Raw genomic sequence first — 20,119 nt, forward strand, 5'->3', positions numbered from 1 at the left:
GCCATGGGCGTCTCTCATTCGCCCACCTCTCGGCTTTGAAGCCGCTCGCCGGGCTCCAGCGGGAAATGACAGGCCCACTTGTGCCCGTCGCCCATCAGTCGCGGTTCCTCGACCGTGCACCGCTCCTGGGCCTTCGGGCAGCGCGGGTGGAAGCGGCAACCCGAGGGCGGCGAGATCGGAGACGGCACGTCACCGCGCAGGATGACGCGGTCTCTCGGCCGGTCCGGGTCGGCGACGGAGGCGGCCGACAGGAGCGCCGCCGTGTAGGGGTGCCGGGGGCGCTCGTAGAGCTCCTCGCCCGGGGCGATCTCGACGATCTTGCCGAGGTACATCACGGCCACGCGGTCGCTGACGTAGCGGACCACCGAGAGGTCGTGGGCGATGAAGACGTAGGTGAGGCCGAGTTCGGCCTGCAGGTCCTTGAGCAGGTTGACGACCTGGGCCTGGATGGAGACGTCCAGCGCTGAGACCGGCTCGTCGCAGACGACCAGGCGCGGGTTGAGCGCCAGCGCCCGCGCGATGCCCACGCGCTGCCGCTGACCGCCGGAGAACTCGGCAGGGAAGCGGTTGTAGTGCTCGGGGTTGAGCCCGACGAGCGCCATCAGATCCCGCACCCGGTCTCGTCGCGACGACGGGGTGCCCTCGCGGTGGATGACCAGCGGGTCCGCGATGATCGACCCGATCCGGCGGCGGGGGTTCAGCGACCCATACGGGTCCTGGAAGACCATCTGCACATCACGCCGCACATCCCCGTCGAAGGTGATATTTCCGGACGTGACCTCATGCAGCCCGGTCATGCACCGCGCCAGGGTCGACTTCCCGCACCCCGACTCCCCCACCACGCCGAGCGTCTCACCGGCCTCGACGGACAGGCTGACGCCATCCACGGCGTGCACCCGGCCGACCTCGCGCTGAAAGAAGATCCCCGACTTGATCGGGAAGTATTTCCGCACGTCAGAGACGTCAAGAAGACTCACCGGCCCACCTCCAGCCAGCACGCGTCGGGGTGGTCGTCGGGGCCGAGCATCGGTGGCTCCTCGATCGGGCAGCGGGGAATGCGCACCGGGCAGCGCGGATGGAAGGAGCAGCCGGTCGGGGGGCTGAGCAGGCTCGGGGGCCGTCCCTCGATGGGCTGCAGCCGCTCTTTCCCCTTCGGCAGGGAGTTCAGCAGGCCGCGCGTGTAGGGGTGGCGTGGGTCGCGGAACAAGGCGCGGCGCTCGGCCTTCTCGACGGGCTTGCCGGCGTACATGACCATGACCTGGTCGGCCATGTCGGCGATGACGCCCAGGTCATGCGTGATGATGATCAACGCGCAGCCCAGTCGCCCCAGGAGTTCCAGGATCTGGGCGCGGACGGTCGCGTCGAGGGCCGTGGTCGGTTCGTCGGCGATGATGAGTTCGGGGTCCAGGGCCATCGCCATCGCGATCATCACGCGCTGCCGCATGCCGCCGGAGAACTGGTGCGGGTAGTCGCGGGCCCGCACGGCCGGGATGCCGACCTGTTCGAGCCGTTCCCGCGCCACCGACCAGGCCTGGTCCTTGCTCACCTTGCGGTGGACCAGGATCGCCTCGGCGATCTGGCGGCCCACTGAGTACATCGGGTGCAGGCTCGACAGCGGGTCCTGGAAGATCATTCCGATCCGGGCGCCGCGGATGCGGCGCAGCTTCTCGGCGGGCATCCCGATCAGCTGCTCGCCGTCGAACAGGGCGGAGCCTTCGACCCGCGCGCCGGGGATCAGGCCCAGCAGGGCCTGCACGCTGACGCTCTTCCCCGAACCCGACTCGCCGACGACGCCGAGCGTCTGACCTGCCTCGACCTCGAACGACACCCCCCGCACCGCCTGCAGGTCGCCGTCCGGGGTGGAGAAGGTCACCCGGAGACCGGAGACCTCGAGGAGGCTCATGAGGCCAGCCAGAGCTGGGTGTAGTCGAACTGCTGGGTGAGGGGCGTGTAGATCGCGTTCCGCACCCGGTCCGAATGGAAGATCGGCACGTTCTGCGAGGTCAGCGGGACGATCGGGGCGTCGGCCATGATGCGGGCGTTGGTCTGCCGCCACAGGGTCTCGGCGGCGCCGGTGTCGGGGGCGGTCAGCGCTCTGGTGATGAGGTCGTTGACGGCGGGGTCGTTGTAGTGGCCGTAGTTGGTCGAGCCCTCGGTGTAGTTCCGGCCGTCGAACAGCGGGACCACGATCGAGCGGGCGTTGTTGCCGTACCAGTCGGGGATCCAGCCGGGCGCGCCGATGTCCCATTTGCCCTCGCGGCTCTTCTGGACGCTGGACAGATAGCGGCCGTAGAAGTCGTCGGGAGCCGTCGGGATGAGCTGCGAGGTGATGCCGCACTTGGTCAGGTCGCCGGCGATCGACTGGGCGACCTTCGGGTGGTTGCCGTTGGTCCGGTAGGGAAACTGGAGGTTCAGGTTCGTCACCCCGGCCTCGGCCAGCAGTGCCTTGCAGCGGTTCACGTCCCCATGACCGCCGGAGGTGGCGTAGGGGCGCACCGCCGCGTCGTACCCGATGGAGCCCGGCGGGATCGCCCCGTCGAGGACTGTGTTGATCTTCGGGCCGCCGTAGATCTGGGCGATGGCCGCCTTGTTGACGACGTAGTTGATCGCCTGCCGGACCTTCACGTTCGCGAGCGCGCGGTTGTTGTTCGGGCTCTGCATGTTGAAGGCCAGGAACGGGTTGAGCGTCGACCCCTCGTAGACCTTGTAGGCGGGGTTCCCCGTCAGGCGGGGGATGGCCGAGGTCGGCACCGGCTGGTCCCACGACAGGTCGGCGACATTGGCTTCGAGCTGCTGCTGGACGACGTCCGGGCTGTCCTGGCCGAGGGTGACCAGGATGCGGTCGACCCACCGGTGACGTACCGGATCGCTCTCCTGTTTCCACACGGGATTGTGTTCCAGCATGATCTGCCGCCCGGCGAAATAGGTGGTGATCTGGTACGGCCCTCCGGAAATGGTGTTCTGCCGGAAGTCCGGCCCGTCGGGGACGTATTTCTCGTATTCGACCGGCGCCGCCGAGGCGAACCCGAGCGCCATGATGTTGAGGAAGTCGCTGGCCGGCGCGGTGAGCTGGATCCGCAACGTCGTCGGATCGACAGCCTGCACGCCCTTGATGGGCGTCGCGTTCATGAACTTCGCCATCCCGGCGGCCGTCTTCGGCTGCTTCTGGAACGCGGTGAAGAACTCCTGGAAACCGTCGATGGTCTGCGTGTAATAGGAGATGCCGCCCGACGGCTGCACCGGGTTGGCCAGCCGTTTCAGCCCGCGTTCGAAGTCGGCGGCCACGATCGGGCGCGGCGGGCTGGTGTTCCACATGACGTCCGGGCGGAGCGTGAAGGTGTAGGTCTTCCCGTCGGCGCTCATCTTCGGCAGCGCGGCGGCCACGTCGGGGACCACCGCACCGGCGACCGAGATGCCGCTGCCGGCCGGATAGGTCACCAGCTGGCGGGTCCAGGTGCGGCCGAGGTTGTAGGCGACGACCGTGTAGGACGACGACGGGTCGAGGTGGTCGACGTCGCCGGAGCCGACGACCTTGAGCATGCCGCCCTTCTGGGGGGCGCTCCCGGTCGCCGTCGTCTCACCGCCCCCGCAGGCGCAGCACAGGGCCATCGCGAGGGCCGGGACCAGCAGACCGGCGCGTTTCCTCATGGTCCACCATCATGTGATCACGCCACCGATGGAGCCGCAAAACCCGGGCCAGGTGTCGGTCAGGACAGTTCGTCGACCGCCGACTGCACGTCGTCGCTGGTGATGGTGACGAGCTCGGTCGCGCTCGCGCTGCCGAGCGCGGCCAGCCGGACGTCGCGCCGCATGGCGGCCCGCTCGTAGAGGGAGCGGGCGAAGCGCCCGTTGCCGAGGCCGTCGATGAGGCGCTCCTGGCAGACGTAGCCGAACACGTCGGCCAGATCGCGCTGGGCCGCGGCGTCGAAGAGGTCTCCGGCGTCGGCGGCGGTCATCTCGGCGATCTCGGACAGTTCGACGGGCGAGTAGCTCGGGAACACGACCCGGCTGTTGAACCGGCTGCTCAGCCCGGGGTTGGTGGCCAGCAGGGTGTCCATCTCCCGCTCATAGCCCGCCAGGATGATGACGAGCCGGTCGCGGTCGTCTTCGGCCCTTTTCAGAAGTGTCTGTACGGCCTCCTGGCCGAACGCGTCACCACCCGAGTAGCCCGAGTTGATCAGCCCGTAGGCCTCGTCGATGAACAGCACCCCGCCGAGGGCCCGGTCGACCAGCTCGTTCGTCTTGATCGCGGTCGCGCCGAGGTGCTGCCCCACGAGGTCGGGCCGGGACGCCTCGACCACGTCGGGCCGGGCCAGCAGGCCGAGCGCCGAGAAGATCCGCCCGATGATGCGGGCCACGCTGGTCTTGCCGGTGCCGGGCGGCCCGATGAACACGAAGTGCCGGGTGCCCGACTGGACCGGGAGCCCCTGCTCCTCGCGCATCCGGGCCACCCGCAGTTGCGCGGTGATGGCCCTGACCTGCCGTTTCACCGGTTCGAGCCCGGCCATGCGGTCGAGGTCGGCCAGCGCGTCGGCCAGTGTGGGGGTCGCCTGGTAGCCGCGGAACCGCGCGGTGATCTCGCTGAACGCCTTCGAGACATCGGACGCCGTCGTCGTCACCAGGTCTTCACCCCTGGGCGCTCCCCCGGCGCTGACCACCCGCACGTCACGCGCCTGCGCGGCGGCCTCCACGACGCTGCGGGCGAACCGGGCGTTGCCCAGTTCGTCGACTAGACCGCGCCGGTGGACGTCGTCGAACAGGCCCAGCAGCACCGGCCGGGCGGCCGGGTCGAGTTGGTCGCCGCGCTTGACCTGGAGCGCCTCGGTGATCTCCAGCAGTTCGGCCGGCCCGTAGCTGGGGAACCGGACGCGGGTGGAGAACCGGCTCGACAGGCCCGGGTTGGAGGCCAGGAAGGTGCCCATCTCCTTCTCGTATCCGGCCAGGATGATGATGAGCCGCTCGCGGTCGTCTTCGGCCCGCTTCAGCAGCGTCTGCACGGCCTCGGCGCCGAACCGGTCGGGCTGGCCGTCACCGGAGTTGATCAGGCCGTAGGCCTCGTCGATGAACAGCACCCCGCCGAGGGCGCGGTCGATGATCTCGTTGGTCTTGATGGCGGTCGCGCCCAGGAACTCGCCGACCAGGTCGGGCCGGGACGCCTCGACGACGTAGGGGGTCTCCAGCAGGCCGAAGGCGTAGAAGATCGAGGCGAGGCTGCGGGCCACGCTGGTCTTCCCGGTGCCGGGCGGGCCGACGAAGACGAAGTGGCGCATCGGCGCGTCGGTCGTCAGCCCGGCCTCGCGGCGCAGCCTGGCGGCCTCGATGGAGGCGGCTATCGAGCGGACCTGCTCCTTGACCGGCTCCAGGCCGATCATGCCTTCGAGCTGGGCGAGGGCCTGCTCGACACTGATCGGCGGGGGGCGGTTCTGGTCCGCCTGCGCGTGGGGATGGGAGGGCGCGTTGCCCGCGCGTACGCGCTGCTGGGCCTGCGTCTCGGGCGGCGCCTGCCGGGCCTTGGCCTGGCGGGCCAGCACGAACCGCCAGATCAGCACGACGGTGGCGGCACCGTAGGCGCCGTAGAAGGCAGCCCAATCACCACCGAGGCGGAGCAACATGCCCGCGATCGCTGCGGCGGTGAGTGCCAGGGCTGTGGTCAACCACGGTGGCACCCACCGGATGAGATGAGCGGCCCCGGCGACGATGAATCCAAGCAGCCAAAGAGGAAAAAGCAGGTAGGGCCCAGGAGTCTGACTGTTGGCAATCTGGAGCATCAAGGTGCAAACCGGCAGCCATGCCGCGACCACGATCATCGTCGCAGCCGCTCGCGGGAAGTGCAGAGCCAGAACGATGAACCCCAGGACCGTTACTGATACGAAAAAGGTATTCAGCAGATCCCAGCCGAAACCCGCGCCAGCCGCTATCGACGCCACCAGTAACACGCCGAAAATGACTCTTCGCGCGACCGGAGGAAGAGCGAAATAGCGCAGTCGCGCCTGCTCGAAAGCGTTTCTCGCAGCCAATCGCCCCGTGGGGCGGGCTCGGCCGTCCTCCCGCATCCTGCCTCCCCGGTCCGCACCGGTTATACCGCACGGGAAAGACGAATGGGTGGACCTAGCGTGTGCGAGCCTGGTGGCGGCCGGGATATTCCCGGACCAGAACCTCACGCGGGGTGATCCTCAAAACGTCGTTGTCGGCGATGGCCACTCCTCGCACCTCGGCCCAGAACCGGGGGTCGCCGACGAACACGGACACGCGCGGATCGCGCTCCACCGCCTCCCACGCCTCGTCTCCCGCGATCACCCGCATCTCGCCCGACGGGCTGACCGACGTCACCGCGCTGACCGCGACCGAGCGGGGGCCTCCCGGGCCGGCGTACGACAGGACGACGCTTCTGGAGAACGTGACGGCGTGTCGCACCTCGTCGCTGAGGCCCGACGACGGGCCGAGGTCGGCGGGCGGGTGGCCGCGCGGCACCAGGGAAGCACGCGTCGGCCCGGGGGCGCCGCGCCACCAGGCGATCGAACCTCTGATCGCGAACGCGACGGCCACCCCGCCGAGCGCGGCCAGGCCGCCCTGCCAGGCCCGGGTCAGATCGGGGCTGACGCCCGCGACGGCGAGGCAGATGGCGGCGGCCACCAGCAGCGCGAACGCGACGGCCAGCCACCGGTCGCGGCGCAGCACCCGGCCCGGCCAGGTGCGCCGCCCGGCCAGGACGAGCCCGACCGGCACCGTCAGCGCGGCGACCGCCACATGCGGCCACGGCGCGAGGCCGATGGCGAGGGTCACCCACCAGGCCCGCCCGGCGATCACCCACAGCGTCACGTCGGTGTCCCGCCAGGCGACCGCGTCGCCGGGCACCCGCGCGAACTGCGCGAGCGCCTTGACCGGCCGGCCACGCCACGCCTCCAGCAGCAACCGCAGCACGACGACGGCCGGCGCGTTGAACAGCACGAACCCGAGCGCGCCCGCCCACTCTCCCCCGGTCGCCGGGGCCAGGAACGACGCGGTCAGGGTGATCTCCAGCGCGGGCATCCCGGCCACGCCGATCACGTAGGCGGCCACGGTCATCACCGCCACGGTGACCGACACGCTCAGCCAGAGGTCACGCCCGAGCATCGCCGGGACCAGCGACCACACGCCGATCTTCGCGGCCTGCCTGAAGGTGATCACCGCGACCGCCACCAGGACGGCGTATCCGGCGATCCTGGCCTCTTGGTGGAGGTCGAAGCCCAGCCCGGCGACCGACACGGCCACCAGGGCGATGGCGAGGAGCAGCCGGATGCGCCGTGACCAGGTCTCCAGCGCCCGGCGGGCCCGGCCGGTGTCGCGCGGGTCGGCGTCCCAGGCCGGGTCGTGGTGGTCGCGGTGGCGGTCCCAGCGCAGGAAGGTCAGGCCCAGGTTGACCCGGGCCCCCGGCTGGGCCGGATCTCTCCGCAGCGCCGCGCGGTAGCTGGCCGCGGCCGATTCGTGGTCGCCCCTGATGAGCGCCAGGTCGCCGGCGAGGGCGTGGGGGCCCGGTTCCTCGGGGGCGTAGCGGACGGCCAGCCTGACTTGGTCGCTGGCCTCCCGCCAGCGGGCCGGGAGCCTTCTCAGCGCCCCGGCCAGCCTGAGCCGCGCGGCCCAGGAGCCCGGCGCGAGCCGGACGGCCTCCTGGGCCGACGCGACCGCCTCGGAGTCGCGGCCGAGACGTTCAAGGGAGAGGCTCGCCAGGCGATGCCCCCACTCGCCGTGTGGATCACGATCTACCGCCTGACGAGCGGCCTCCAGCGCCTCCTCGGGCCGGTCGCGGCGTAATCGGGCAGCCGCGACCCCACACCAGGCCCGGGGGTCGGCACGGTCGCTTGGGGGAGGCACCTCGGGTCGCCGATCCTCGGCATCGCTCCCCACCCCCGAATGATCTGGCGGCCGGGCGGCGCGTGGCTAGGCCCTGGAATACACCTCTATCTCTCTAGAGAGGTCGGCCTGGAGTCAAGCGCCGCGACAGCCACTTGACGGCCATGAGGTAACGGTGTTCAAGGTTCGCGTGGGTTCCCTCGAAGAGCTCGAAGAACACGTTCTCGGCGGGCACTCCGGCCTTCTCGACCTCCTCGCGGAAGGCCATGGCGCCCAGATCGAGGTAATATTCATCGCTTTTTCCGGCGTCGATCCAGATGCTGTGCAGGCTCCGCAGGGCTTCGCCGTGCGAACGCGCCAGGACGACGGGGTCATATTCCAGCCACCTCGACCACACGTCGGGAACCAATCTGCCGACGGAATCGAACGGGATGTCAACCGAGCCGTCGGGGTTGCCGGAGTAGGAGGCGGCGTTGCCGTACAGGAGGATGAGGTCGCTGCCGGGGCAGCGGCCGCCGGTGGCGTGGAAGCGGTCCAGGAAATTCGGCCAGGAGCCGTCGTACTCCTCGCGCAGGACCCGGGCGGCCGGGACGAACTCGCGCGGATAGAGCACCTCGAAGAGGGCGTCGCCCGCGTGGGTGGCCAGGGCGCCGAACAGGTCGGGGCGGAGCATCGGGGTGATCATCGCGCCGTAGCCGCCGCTGGACTTGCCGGTGATCGCGCGGTGCGCGGGCCCGGCGAGTGTGCGGTAGTGCTCGTCGACGAACGGCACGACCTCGTCGCAGAGGTAGGAGTGGTAGGCCCCGTGCCCGTGCGAGTCGACGAACTGGCTGCCGCCCAGGCGGGTCCACGCGTCGGCGAAGACGACGATCGCGGGCGGCGCCTCGCCGTCGGCGATGAGGCGGTCGAGCAGCTCCGGGTAGGTGCGCCGCCACGGCTGGCGGTTCCCCCACATGACGACCTGGCCCGAATATCCCTGGATGACATAGATCGTCGGGTACGCGGTGGTGCCGTCGTCGTAGCCGGGCGGGACGTACACCCACAGGGGGCGCTCGTGCGGGTCGCCGAGGGGGTTGTCGCGCAGGACGTCGCTGACCACGGTCGCTTGGTCGACGCGTCCGGACATTTCTGCATTCCAGGGCAGCATGCTCTTCACACTATGACGGGGCTCAGAGCTCCTCACAGAGGGAATCTGCTCCGGTGCGGCGAGCGTGACGACGGCGACGCCGGGACCTCCTGGCGTGATATCCGGTGGAGAGGCGAGTCTTCGCAACGGCCTGAGTGATCTTCAACCGATCGCCTAGGCTGCGCGTCATGTTCCCGAGGGCCGACCCGAGATCGGACCGGTGGGCGATCCTCGCACTGCTGTGCTTCAGCCTGCTCCTGATCGCCGTCGACGCGACAGTCCTGCACATCGCCGTGCCGGCGCTGACCGCCGCACTCGAACCGACGGGCGTGCAGCTGCTCTGGATCATCGACGTCTACTCGCTCGTGGTGGCGCCGCTGCTGGTCACGTTCGGGACGCTGGGCGACCGTTACGGGCGGCGGCGGCTGGTGCTGCTCGGCTATGTCGTGTTCGGGCTCGCGTCGCTGGCCGCCGCGTTCGCGACCACGCCCGAGGCGCTGATCGCGGCGCGGGCGTTCCAGGGGGTCGGCGGGGCGATGATCATGCCCGCCACGCTCTCGATCATCCGGCAGGTCTTCACCGACCGGCGGGAACGCGCGATCGCGCTGGGGATCTGGAGCGCGGTCGCGGCCGGGGGCGCGGCCGTCGGGCCGGTGCTCGGCGGCGTGCTCGTGGAGCACTTCTGGTGGGGCACGGTCTTCCTGATCAACGTGCCGCTGCTGATCGTCGCGCTGCCGCTGGCCGCCCGGCTCATCCCCGACGTCTCGGAGTCGCACGGCCATTCCTGGGACGGGCTGAGCGCGCTGCTGTCGGTCGCGGGCGTGCTCGCCGTCGCCTTCGGGCTCAAGGAGGCCGGGTACGGCCACACGGTGGGCCGGGGCGCGGCCGTGCTGATCCTGCTCGCCGGGGTGGCGGTGCTGGCGTGGTTCGTCGCCCGGCAGCGCGCGCTGGCGTCGCCGCTGCTCGACCTCGGGCTGTTCGCCAACCGGGGGTTCTCGACCGGGGTGGCGTGCGTGCTGTTCGCGGTGTTCGCGCTGGTGGGGCTGGAGCTGGTGCTGGCGCAGTACCTGCAGCTCGTGCTCGGGCTCTCGCCCCTCAACGCGGCTCTGCGGATGCTGCCGCTGATGGTCGCGGCGATCTGCGGCGCTCTTACGGCGGCCTACGTGCTGCGGCGCGTCGGGCTGCGGGCCACCATGAGCGGCGGGCTCACACTGACCGCGCTGTCGCTGCTGCCCACGCTCGGCTGGGGGGCCGAAGACCATCCGATCTCGCTGGCGTTCTGTTTCGCCGGGATCGGCTTCGGCATCGAGGTCGCCCTGCTGGCCGCCTCCGACGCCATCATGTCGGCCGCGCCCGAGTCGCGCGCCGGCGGCGCCGCCGCCATCGAGGAGACCGCCTACGAACTGGGCGCGGGCCTCGGCATCGCAGGCCTGGGCACGATCACGACCATCGTGTACGCGCCGGGGATCGGCGCGATCGCCGACGTATCGGACGCCGTGATCGCCCAGGCCAAGGGGTCGCTCGCGGCGGCGGCCCATGTGGCCGACGAGCTGGGCGGCGCGGCCGGAGTGGCCCTGCTGCAAGTGGCCCGATCGGCGTTCGTGTCGGGGCTGCACGCCGCCGTCGGGGTGAGTGTCGTGTTGCTGCTGGCCAACGCGTTCGTGGTGGCGGTGCTGGTGCCGGCTCGTGAACGACGGACCGAAAATGAACGTCTCTCTGTCTGACATAGGAGGGTTGGTTATGGGGCAATTGCCTCGTGAAGCCAACCCATAACCCCTCAGAATGAGTCACGTGAAGAAAACCTTCCACGACCTCGCCACGCTCGCGGCCCGCATAGGCGTCGGCGGGATCTTCTTCGCCAACGGCTGGGCCAAGCTGCGGGCCGGCCTGGACGCGACCGAGACGCAGTTCACCCAGCTCGACGCGCCGATCCCGGAGTTCTGGGCGGCCGCCACGATGCTCATCGAGTTGCTCGGCGGCACCCTGCTCATCGCCGGAGCGGCCGTGAAGGTCGTCGGCGTGCTGCTGTTCGCCGAGGCGCTCGCGGTGTTCATCCTCGCCGCCGGTGACACCGGCCTCCCTCTGACGGGTGGCAGCGTGCAGCTCGTGGTGGCGCTGGGCGCCGCGTCGGTGCTGCTGTCGGTCAACGGCGCCGGACGTCTTTCGGTCGACCAAATGGTCATCATCAAGCGGCGCGACGCCGAGGCGGCCGACGAGATCGCGGCCGACATGGAGGCCGACAACGTCATCAACGCGCTGCGTGAACCGACGCGGGGAGAGCCGAAGCGGGGCGAACCGACCCAGTCGAAGCCCTCTCCGGACTCGGAGAGGACGCCGGAGAAGACCGAGCCGCACAAGGGCCCGGTCACCTTCCCCAACCAGCCCGAAGAGTCGACCGCCCCCCACGCCAAGCCGAAACCCGTCGCCCGCAAGCCCCGCCGCGACACGACGACGGAAAGCCGCAGCGAGCCTGCCCCGGGCGGTGGAGAGCCGGGCGACACCCTTGTCGCCGGCCGCCGCAGCGGCAAGCCCGAATAGCCACCGGTCACGGCTCGGCGGAGCTGATGGCCAGGCCTGTCGTCGTCGCGGGGTGAAACCGGCGCGGCCGGTTGGCGCCGGGTGCGGTCGCCTCGGGGGTCGGCGGGCGGTGCCGTGGTAGGCGGAGCCGTAACGGAGAAAATGGGTTTATGAGCCTTCCTGTTATCGACGTGAGCCCCTTGCTCTCCCACGGGCCCGCTGACCAGATCGCCGCCGAGATCGAGGCCGCCTGTGTGGACAGCGGATTTTTTTACGTGGCCGGGCACGGGGTTCCCGCTGAGCTGATCTCCGAGCTCGACGACTGCGCGCGGCGCTTCTTCGCGCTGCCCGAGGAGACCAAGCTCAAGATCGCCATGTCTCGTGGCGGCAAGGCCTGGCGTGGGTTCTTTCCGGTCGGCGGTGAGCTGACCTCGGGGAAGCCCGACCTGAAGGAAGGGATCTACTTCGGTGCGGAGCGGGAGCCCGACGGGCGTCCGCTGCACGGCCGGAACCTGTTCCCGGACGAGATCCCCGAGATGCGCGACGTCGTTCTGCGCTATCTCGGCGCGGTCGAAGTCGCGGCGCAGGCCGTCTTGAGCGGAGTGGCGCTCAGCCTCGGGCAGCCCCGGGACTACTTCTCGGCGGGCTCGACGGCCGATCCGACGGTGCTGTTCCGGATATTTCACTATCCGCCCGGCGTGGAGGACTCCTGGGGCGTCGGTGAGCACACCGACTACGGGCTGCTGACGCTGCTGCTGCAGGACTCCAACGCGGGGTTGCAGGTGCGCACGTCGCAGGGGTGGACGGACGCGCCGCCGATCCCGGGGACGTTCGTGTGCAACATCGGGGACATGCTCGACCGGCTGACCGGCGGGCACTACCGGTCGACGCCGCACCGGGTGTTCAACGGCAGCGGGCGCGACCGGCTGTCGTTCCCGTTCTTCTTCGACCCGGGCTGGGACAGCGAGCTGCCGCCGCTGCCGCCCACCGCCAAGGGTTTCCAGCGGTGGGACGGGCAGGACCTGCGGGCCTTCACCGGCACCTACGGCGACTACCTCCTGGGGAAGGTCTCCAAGGTGTTCCCCGACCTGAAGACCGAGGTCATCTAGAGGCCGTTGCGGGCGATGACCTCGCGGTACCAGTGGGCGCTGGCGCGAGGGGTGCGCTCCAGGGTGTCGTAGTCGACCCGGATCAGGCCGAAGCGCTTGTGGTAGCCGCGGGCCCACTCGAAGTTGTCGAGCAGCGACCACACCAGGTATCCGCGCAGGTCGGCGCCGCGTTCGATGGCGTTCGCGGCCGCTCTGAAGTGGCCGTCGAGGAACGCGACGCGGTCCTGGTCGTCGACGCCGTCGGGGTAGGCGGCGCCGTTCTCGGTGATCATCAGCGGGACGCCGGGATACTCGACCGACAGGCGGACCAGCAGGTCTTCCAGGCCCTGCGGGATGACCTCCCAGTTCATCTCGGTCGGCTCGCCGCGCGGCGGGAGCCAGGCGATGCCCTCGCAGCCGGGGTACTCGTCGTGGCCCTTCGACGCCGGGTCGGCGGCCAGGCGGGCGACGGTGTAGTAGTTCACGCCCAGCAGGTCGATCGGCTCGAACGGCAGGTCGTCGAGGTCGGTGAACTTGGCGATGTGGGCGGCCACGTCGTCGGGGTAGCGACCGTCCTTCAGCGCGGGGTCGAGGAACAGGCGGTTGGCCAGGCCGTCGGGGAGCGTGGTCACGTCGGGGTCGCCGACCATCGGGGTCAGGTTGAGCGTCAGGCTGACCTCCTGGGCGCCGCCCGCGCGCAGCGCGCGTACCCCCAGCATGTGGGCCTTGAGCAGGTGGTGGGCGGCGGTGAAGGCGGCGGCCGGGTCGGTGACGCCGGGGGCGTGGCGGCCGGAGGCGTGGCCGACGAAGGCGGAGACCCACGGCTCGTTGAGGGTGGTCCAGGTCTGCACGCGGTCGCCGAGTCGGGCGTGCATGATCGCGGTGTATTCGGCGAACCGCTCGGGCGTCGCGGGGTCGCGCCAGTCGAGGGCGGCCGGGAGGTCCCAGTGGTAGAGGGTCGCGACCGGTTCGACGTCCCTGGTCAGGAGTTCGTCGACGAGGCGGTCGTAGAAGTCGAGGCCCGCTTCGAGCGGAGCCCCCTTACCCTCGGGCTGGATGCGGGGCCAGGCGATCGAGAAGCGGTAGGACTTCAGGCCGAGGTCGGCCATGAGGCCGACGTCCTCGCGGTAGCGGTGGTAGTGGTCGCAGGCGACGTCACCCGTGTGGCCGTCGGCGGTCTTCCCGGGGGTGTGCGAGAAGACGTCCCAGATGGAAGGACCTCGGCCGTCTTCGGTGACCGCTCCCTCGATCTGGTACGACGCCGTGGCCGCACCCCAGCGGAAGCCTTCCGGAAAGGTGATCAACGTGTGCTCTCCCTGATCGTGAGACGGGGTTCCAGCAGGAGCGACCCGGCCGGCAACCCGTCGAGCTTGGCCATCAGCAGCCGGACCGCCTCCCGGCCCAGTTCCTCGGCCGGGATCAGCACCGAGGTGAGCCGGGCCCGCTCGGCGATGTCGTCGGGGCAGATCGCGACGACCGACACGTCGTCGGGCACGGACCGGCCGAGGGCACGCAGCGCCCCCAGCACGTGGCCGACGGCCGCCTCGTTGTGCACGACCAGCCCGGTCAGGCCCGGGTGGGCGTCCAGCAGCAGCTTCACCGCCGAGGCCACCTCGTCGTAGGTCTCCTCGCACGGCACCGCTCGCGCGGACAGGTCACGCCGGGTCGCCTCCGCCAGGAACCCTGCCCTGGTCCGTTCGGCGAAACCCGTGCCGCGTTCGTAGACGACCTCGGGGGCGCCCAGCAGCGCCATCTCGCGGTGGCCACGCTCGGCCAGGTGCTCCGCGCACAGCGCGCCGGCCCGCTGGAAGTCGAGGTCGACGCAGGTCAGGCCCTCGGCGTCGGCGGGGAAACCGATGAGCACGCTCGGTTCGGCGAGCTTGCGCAGCAGGGAGACGCGGGCGTCGTGCACCTCGACGTCCATCAGCAGCAGGCCGTCGACCATAGCGCTGGCCGCCACCCGGCGCAGGCCGTCGGGGCCCTCGTCGGCGGTCATCAGCAGGACGTCGTGGTCGTACTGCCTGGCCGTGGCGACGACCGAGGTCGCGAACTGCATCAGGACCGGCAGGTTCATCCCGGCTCGCAGCGGCAGGACCAGGGCGATCACGTTGGCGCGCTTGCTGGCGAGGGCGCGGGCGCCCGCGTTGGGGTGATAGCCGAGCACCCGCACGCTGTCGAGCACCCGCTGCCGGGTGGTGGCCGAGATGGCCCGCTTTCCGCTCAGGACGTAGGAGACCGTGGACACCGCCACCCCCGCGTGCCGGGCGACGTCGGCGATCGTCACCGTCCTCACGCGTGGGATCCCTGACGGAACTCCACCACGGTCACGGTTACTCCCTCGTTCTCGCACACGAGATAAACATCGCGCACTCCGGTCACCGGCGAAAGGTGCGCCCGGGTCTCGACTGGATCAAACCGCGAGGTCGTGCGGGGCACCGCGACCGTGGTGGCGATCTCGCCGAGGGGGTCGCCGAGCCGGAGGGTGACCACGCCGCCGTCGTCGCTGGCGGCCGTCACCGCGACCGTCGTCTCCTCGCCGAAGTCGACGTCGCGGAACAGGATCCAGGCTCCCGGCCCGGCCGACCTGACGGCGTCGCCGGTCTCGCGGGTGGCCTCACAGAGGGTCATGCCGTCGTAGTCGTCGCAGGTCACGGCGTCGAGCCGGGCGGGGTCGCGGGGCGGGACGGTCTCCCCCGGCAGGTCGAACCTGGTGCACAGCCTGATCGCGCCGCTGGAGGACCCGACCTGGGCCTTGCAGGGGGCGGCCTCGACGACGAACCGGCTCCGCGTCACGTCCCAGAAGGCGAGGTCGTCGAGCGGCACGGTGACGCCCACTCTGCGGCTCTCACCGGGCGCGAGGCAGACCTTCACGAAACCCCGCAGCGAGCGCACGGGCTGCTTGACCCGTGAGCGGCACTGGTGGGTGTAGAACTGCACGACCTCGACGCCAGGACGGGCGCCGGTGTTGGTGACGGTGGCCTCCAGGCGCAGCGTCGTCCCGCCGGGTGCGGCCGTCAGGTCGCGGTAGCCGAACGTGGTGTAGCTCAGGCCGTGGCCGAACGGGTAGAGGGGCCGGCCGCGGAAGTAGAGGTAGGTCGCGTCGGTGGCGATGATGTCGTAGTCGAGCAGGTCGGGGAGTTCGCCCGCCGACCGGTACCACGTCTGGGTGAGCCGCCCGCCCGGGTCGGCGTCGCCGAAGAGCACGTCGGCGAGGGCGTGGCCGTACTCCTGGCCGCCGTGCGACGACCACAGGATCGCGGGCACGTTCGCCTGGGCCCAGTTGAGCGCGAACGGGTAGCCGCTGGACACGACGAGGACGGTGTTCGGGTTGGCGGCGTACACCGCCTTGAGCAGTTCCTCCTGCAGCGGCGGGAGTGCGAGGTCGGTGCGGTCCTCGGTCTCCCGGCCGTTGACCAGCGGATGGTCGCCTAAGACCACGATCGCGACGTCGGCCTCGGCGGCCAGCCGGACGGCGGTGGCCTGACCGCTCTCGACGGTCTCCACGACGAGGACGGCCGCGTTCTCCGGGTCGTCGGCCAGGGTGAGGACCCCCCGGTCGATCCCGACGTATCGCCCGGTGGAGATGTGGCGCAGGACCATGCCCCGGAAACGGTCCTCCATCCGGAACGTCTGCCGGACCTCCCAGCCGCTCGGCCCCGGCTGGTCGTTGACGAGCACGCCGCCGCCGTCGACGCCGACGTGGCGGCCGTTGGCGACGCTGCGCAGCACGATCGCGCCGCCGCCCCAGTCGAACAGGTCGAACTCGGCCGACGGGCCGGTGACCAGCGGCCCGCCGGTGGTCTCGGCGCTCGCCGACACGTAGCCCTCGTCGGAGCGCAGCACGATCCGGTCGACGCCCTCGCAGAACAGCGTCTCGACGCGTCCGGCGAGGCCGGCGCGGGCGGTGACCTGGTAGGGCAGCGTGCCGCTGTACCAGTCTTCGAGCAGCACGTCGGCCAGCGGGCCGACGACCGCCACCTTCCTGGACGTCAGCGGCAGCAGCCCGTCGTTCTTGAGCAGCGTCATCGACTCGGTGGCGGCCTCCCTGGCCAGCGCCTGGTGCTCGGGCCGGTTGACCACCGCTTCGGTGATCTCCTGGTAGGGCTCCACCGGGTCGAACTCGCCCAGCCGGACGCGCAGCGACAGGGCGTGCCGAACTGCGGTCTCGATGTGGGACTCGTCGATCAGGCCGCGCTGCAGGGCCTTCACGATGTGGCCGAGGGTCGCCTCCGGGGAGGCGTCGTCCTGAGTGAAGCTGTCGAGACCCGCCTTCAGGGCGTGGGCGTACGCCGCGGGCGGGTCGTCGTAGTAGGCCTGGAGGCCGAACAGGTTCGCGGGGGCGTAGGCGTCGCTGACGACCAGCAGGTCGTCGCGGGCCCAGCCGCGCAGCACGTCGTTGATCAGCGGGGACAGATGGGCCGGGCGGCCGTTCACCAGGTTGTAGCTGGGCATCACGGCCACCGCCGCGCCCGCCTCGACGGGGGCGCGGAAGGCGCGGAGTTCGTATTCGTGCAGCACGCGGGGCGGCAGATTGCTGCTCGTCACGCAGCGGTCGGTCTCATTGTTGTAGGCCAGGAAGTGTTTCAGCGTCGGCGCCGTCTTCATGACCCGGCCGTCGCCTTTGAGGCCCGACGCGTAGGCCGTCCCGAAGACGCCGGTCAGCCACGCGTCCTCGCTGTAGCCCTCCTCGTTGCGGCCCCAGCGCGGGTCGCGTAACGGGTTCACGACCGGCGCCCAGACGTTGCGCCCGGCGCCCGCCCGGTCCTTGCGGTGGAAGGCGATCACCTCGTCGGCGGTGGCCGCGCCGACGCGGCGCACCAGCTCCGGGTTCCAGGTGCTGGCCAGGCCCACGGCCTGCGGGAACACGGTCGCCGGGCCCAGCCAGGCCAGGCCGTGCAGGGCCTCGGTGCCGGTGCGGAACGGTTCCAGGCCGAGCCGTTCGACAGGGGCCTGATATTGGTGCAGCAGGCCGATCTTCTCGTCGATGGTGAGCCGGGCCAGCAGGTCGGCGACGCGTTCGGCGACCGGGAGAGCGGGGTCGCGGAAGGGTTCGCTCATGGGCACGTCCTCGGTCGAAGCGCTTCGAAATGGGAGCAGAGACGCGGAAAGAAGCGCTTGGAGGTCAGATGTCGAAGCGCTTCGAAAACGTTTCGCCGACGTTACGCCGGACTTATCCGAAGAGTGCCGCTTAACCGGTTCGGGGTCAAGACCCAATCACTCGGCCCGCAGCGTCTCCGCCAGGTGGAGCCGGGCGGCCCGGCGGGCGGGCAGCGCCGCCAGCACCATGACGACCACGAGGGCGACGGGCACGGCCAGGGCGAGCGTCTCCACGGGAGTCGGCGGGACGTACACGAGCGGGGTGCTCTCGGCCACCAGCCGCCACAGCGCGCGACCGGCCGCCACCCCGAGCGGCACGCCGAAGAGCAGGCCCGTCGCCGCCAGCGCGACGGCCTGGGTGCGGGGGATCCAGCGGACCTGCCGGGGGGTCATGCCCAGCGCGCGCAGCACGGCGACGTCGTGCCGCCGTCGCCGCACCGTGGCGCTCACCGCGTTGGCGAGCGTCGCCAGGGCGAGCAGACCGAGGGATCCCGCCAGCACCAACGGCAGCACCCGCGCGTCGCGGATCCCCGCGACCTGCGGCGGCAGGAGCGCGGGTGTCACGCTCACCTCCGGGCCGATCGCCTGCCGGAGCCGCCGCAGCACCGTTCCCGGCTCGGCACCCGGCCGGAAGGCGACCAGCCCGAGGATGATGTCGAACGTCCGGGCGAGCCGGTCGTAGCCGCCCGAGGTGACGATCGCGCCGTCGTCGTAGATGTTGGACACGCCGATCGGCAGCAGGCCGACGGCCGAGACCCGGAAGTCCCCGGCGCCGACCGGCCCGGTGAGCCTGACCCGGTCGCCCACGTCGGCGCGCAACTGATCGGCGGTGGTGACGGCCAGGAGCACCTCGTCGTCGGCCGCCGGCGCCGTCCCCCGCACGACCTCCGGCGGCACCCGGCCGCTCATCGGGGACATGCCGTAGGCGACGAAGACGGCTTCGTCGGCCGAGACGACCGTGGACCGGGCCTCCACGACACCCGCCACATCGGGGTCTTGGACGATCTTCGCGAGCACCCCCGCCTCACCGCGGTCACCGTTGTAACCGAGGAACGCCACGGCCTGGTGGGTCTGCCCGAAGCGGGACGGGTCACCGGCCGCGTCGGCCACCCCGGCCGAGAAGGTCAGCGCGGCGACCAGCCCGACGATCCCCGCCAGGGTCCCGGCGACCGTACGGCTCACGGCCTGGCGCAGGCCCGCGACCACCTGCACCGGGAGGTCCAGCCGGACGAGGGAGGAGGACATGGCCGACCCGGCCGGCCTGCGGGGCGTCCGTCTGGCCCAGGTGAGCACCGCCACCTCCACCGCGATCAGCACCGGGACCACGACGAGCGGGGGCGCCAGGATCAGCATGTCGAGGTGGAGGCCCGGGTCGGGTTCGTAGTTGGCGGCGGCGCCGACCGGCGTCCAGATCGAGGCCACCGCCGCCCCGCAGAAGCCGAGCGCGCTTCCGGCCAGACCGGCGGCGACCGGGCCCAGCGCGGCGGCCGCCGTCTCCTGCCACGGCGTCAGCCCACCCGCCCGCAACATCCTCAGGTCGGCCTGCGACGACTCGGCGGTGCGGGCGACGTACAGGCCGATCGTGACGGCGGCCACGGCCAGCGCGGCAAGGCCGAAGGCGAGCACGGTGAGCGCCTGGAAGGAGGTGAGCCGGTCGTAGTGGCGGAAGGTCACGCTCAGGTCGTCGACCTGGATGGGGATCCTGGTCAGCGCCTCCATCTGGGCGCGCAGCCTCGGCACCCCGGCGGCACCGTCGGCGAGCCGGGCCAGCGCGACGGTGAAGCCCCGGCCCGAGGCGCCCATGAGGTTGTCGCGGTACTGCCGGAAGAGACCGGAGGAGGGCAGCACGACACCGGGGCCGTCGACGCCGTCGGAGAAGAACGGCGACCTGATGACGCCGACGATCGTCGCGGTGATCCGGGGTCCGTGACCGCCGCCGAGCCCGCCTCCGGCGTCGGCCAGCAGGTCGACCTCTTCGGGGGTGCTGAGCTTGATCGTCACGGTGTCGCCGACGGTCTTGCCGTAGAGCACGGTGTAACGATGCTGGACCACGACCTCGTCGGCCCGCGCCGGATCGGGCAACCGGCCCGCCAGCAGCACCGGGCGCTCGATGTCCCGCCACAGCGCGGCGTCCGCCGGCGGCACGGAGAACCAGTTCAGCGGGACGTCGTCGACGTAGAGCCCGGCGACGGCCCAGGGGGCGACGGCTTCGACCCCGGGCAGGGCGCGCACCCGGTCCCAGTCCATGGCGGGATCGAGGTTGGAGATCATCGCGTGCGCGGGCAGGGTGGCCTCGCGCAGCCGGTCGCGGGCGCTCTCCCCGCGCCGCGCCCCCGCCAGCGCGGCCGACACCACGGCCACCCCGACGGCGACCAGAAGCACGAGTGCGCACAGTTCCCGCCGCCTGCGGCGGGCCTCGATGCCGAACCAGGCGGCCAGTATTCCCACAAAGCCGACTTTC

The 20,119-nt window shown here is 71.0% G+C and carries 13 protein-coding genes; 3 read left to right on the forward strand and 10 right to left on the reverse strand.

From position 1 onward, the window contains the following. Nucleotides 1-14 precede the first annotated feature (14 nt). From AW272_RS35615 to AW272_RS35640, 6 genes are all read right to left on the reverse strand, one after another. Entirely contained in the window at nt 15-977 is a 963-nt protein-coding gene (locus AW272_RS35615) for an ABC transporter ATP-binding protein (RefSeq protein ID WP_066374429.1), read from the reverse strand. Beyond that, nucleotides 974-1,903: an ABC transporter ATP-binding protein gene (locus AW272_RS35620; RefSeq protein ID WP_066374430.1), complete on the reverse strand. Its 930-nt coding sequence runs from the start codon at nt 1,901-1,903 to the stop codon at nt 974-976. Before AW272_RS35620 ends, AW272_RS35615 begins: the two co-directional genes overlap by 4 nt. Further along, a complete protein-coding gene (locus AW272_RS35625; RefSeq protein ID WP_083959034.1) occupies nt 1,900-3,648 on the reverse strand; it encodes an ABC transporter substrate-binding protein in 1,749 nt (582 codons plus the stop codon). The genes AW272_RS35620 and AW272_RS35625 overlap by 4 nt, the downstream gene beginning before the upstream one ends. A gap of 59 nt (nt 3,649-3,707) precedes the next feature. Continuing rightward, complete coding sequence (locus tag AW272_RS35630) at nt 3,708-6,053, reverse strand: AAA family ATPase (protein WP_066374431.1); 2,346 nt, start codon at nt 6,051-6,053, stop codon at nt 3,708-3,710. Between the two features lie 55 nt (nt 6,054-6,108). Then, nucleotides 6,109-7,851: a tetratricopeptide repeat protein gene (locus AW272_RS35635; RefSeq protein WP_245657893.1), complete on the reverse strand. Its 1,743-nt coding sequence runs from the start codon at nt 7,849-7,851 to the stop codon at nt 6,109-6,111. Nucleotides 7,852-7,945: 94 nt separating this feature from the next. Then, the gene (locus tag AW272_RS35640) at nt 7,946-8,977 is read right to left on the reverse strand and encodes an alpha/beta hydrolase (RefSeq protein WP_066374434.1); all 1,032 of its coding nucleotides are present in this window, start codon (nt 8,975-8,977) and stop codon (nt 7,946-7,948) included. Between the two features lie 167 nt (nt 8,978-9,144). On the opposite strand from AW272_RS35640, the gene AW272_RS35645 reads away from it, so the two are divergent. The 3 genes from AW272_RS35645 to AW272_RS35655 all read left to right on the forward strand — a co-directional run bounded on the left by AW272_RS35645 (nt 9,145) and on the right by AW272_RS35655 (nt 12,582). After that, complete coding sequence (locus AW272_RS35645; RefSeq protein ID WP_066374617.1) at nt 9,145-10,680, forward strand: MFS transporter; 1,536 nt, start codon at nt 9,145-9,147, stop codon at nt 10,678-10,680. A 67-nt stretch (nt 10,681-10,747) separates the two neighbouring features. Next, nucleotides 10,748-11,494, forward strand: coding sequence for a DoxX family protein (locus AW272_RS35650; RefSeq protein ID WP_066374436.1), 747 nt, complete (start codon nt 10,748-10,750; stop codon nt 11,492-11,494). Between the two features lie 149 nt (nt 11,495-11,643). Next, nucleotides 11,644-12,582 (forward strand): isopenicillin N synthase family dioxygenase, encoded by a 939-nt coding sequence (locus AW272_RS35655; RefSeq protein WP_066374437.1) that lies wholly within the window; start codon nt 11,644-11,646, stop codon nt 12,580-12,582. Here the strand turns inward: AW272_RS35655 and AW272_RS35660 are convergent. The 4 genes from AW272_RS35660 to AW272_RS35675 form a co-directional block, all read right to left on the reverse strand. Beyond that, nucleotides 12,579-13,865 (reverse strand): GH1 family beta-glucosidase, encoded by a 1,287-nt coding sequence (locus tag AW272_RS35660; protein WP_066374439.1) that lies wholly within the window; start codon nt 13,863-13,865, stop codon nt 12,579-12,581. The genes AW272_RS35655 and AW272_RS35660 overlap by 4 nt on opposite strands. Next, nucleotides 13,862-14,845 carry a LacI family DNA-binding transcriptional regulator gene (locus tag AW272_RS35665; protein ID WP_218011170.1) on the reverse strand — a complete coding sequence of 328 codons (984 nt, stop codon included), beginning with the start codon at nt 14,843-14,845 and terminating at the stop codon, nt 13,862-13,864. Before AW272_RS35665 ends, AW272_RS35660 begins: the two co-directional genes overlap by 4 nt. A gap of 5 nt (nt 14,846-14,850) precedes the next feature. After that, nucleotides 14,851-17,619 carry a glycoside hydrolase family 3 protein gene (locus AW272_RS35670; protein ID WP_066374443.1) on the reverse strand — a complete coding sequence of 923 codons (2,769 nt, stop codon included), beginning with the start codon at nt 17,617-17,619 and terminating at the stop codon, nt 14,851-14,853. A 156-nt stretch (nt 17,620-17,775) separates the two neighbouring features. Further along, nucleotides 17,776-20,106: an ABC transporter permease gene (locus AW272_RS35675; protein ID WP_066374444.1), complete on the reverse strand. Its 2,331-nt coding sequence runs from the start codon at nt 20,104-20,106 to the stop codon at nt 17,776-17,778. Between the last annotated feature and the right edge of the window lie 13 nt (nt 20,107-20,119).

Origin of the sequence: Herbidospora mongoliensis (genome assembly GCF_001570545.1) — a bacterium.
GTDB lineage: Bacteria > Actinomycetota > Actinomycetes > Streptosporangiales > Streptosporangiaceae > Herbidospora > Herbidospora mongoliensis.

Coding starts and splice junctions, on each gene's coding strand:
- AW272_RS35645 (WP_066374617.1), top strand. CDS start 9,145: ATGTTCCCGAGGGCCGACCCGAGATCGGACCGGTGGGCGATCCTCGCA.
- AW272_RS35630 (WP_066374431.1), bottom strand. CDS start 6,053: ATGCGGGAGGACGGCCGAGCCCGCCCCACGGGGCGATTGGCTGCGAGA.
- AW272_RS35655 (WP_066374437.1), top strand. CDS start 11,644: ATGAGCCTTCCTGTTATCGACGTGAGCCCCTTGCTCTCCCACGGGCCC.
- AW272_RS35640 (WP_066374434.1), bottom strand. CDS start 8,977: ATGCTGCCCTGGAATGCAGAAATGTCCGGACGCGTCGACCAAGCGACC.
- AW272_RS35625 (WP_083959034.1), bottom strand. CDS start 3,648: ATGAGGAAACGCGCCGGTCTGCTGGTCCCGGCCCTCGCGATGGCCCTG.
- AW272_RS35670 (WP_066374443.1), bottom strand. CDS start 17,619: ATGAGCGAACCCTTCCGCGACCCCGCTCTCCCGGTCGCCGAACGCGTC.
- AW272_RS35620 (WP_066374430.1), bottom strand. CDS start 1,903: ATGAGCCTCCTCGAGGTCTCCGGTCTCCGGGTGACCTTCTCCACCCCG.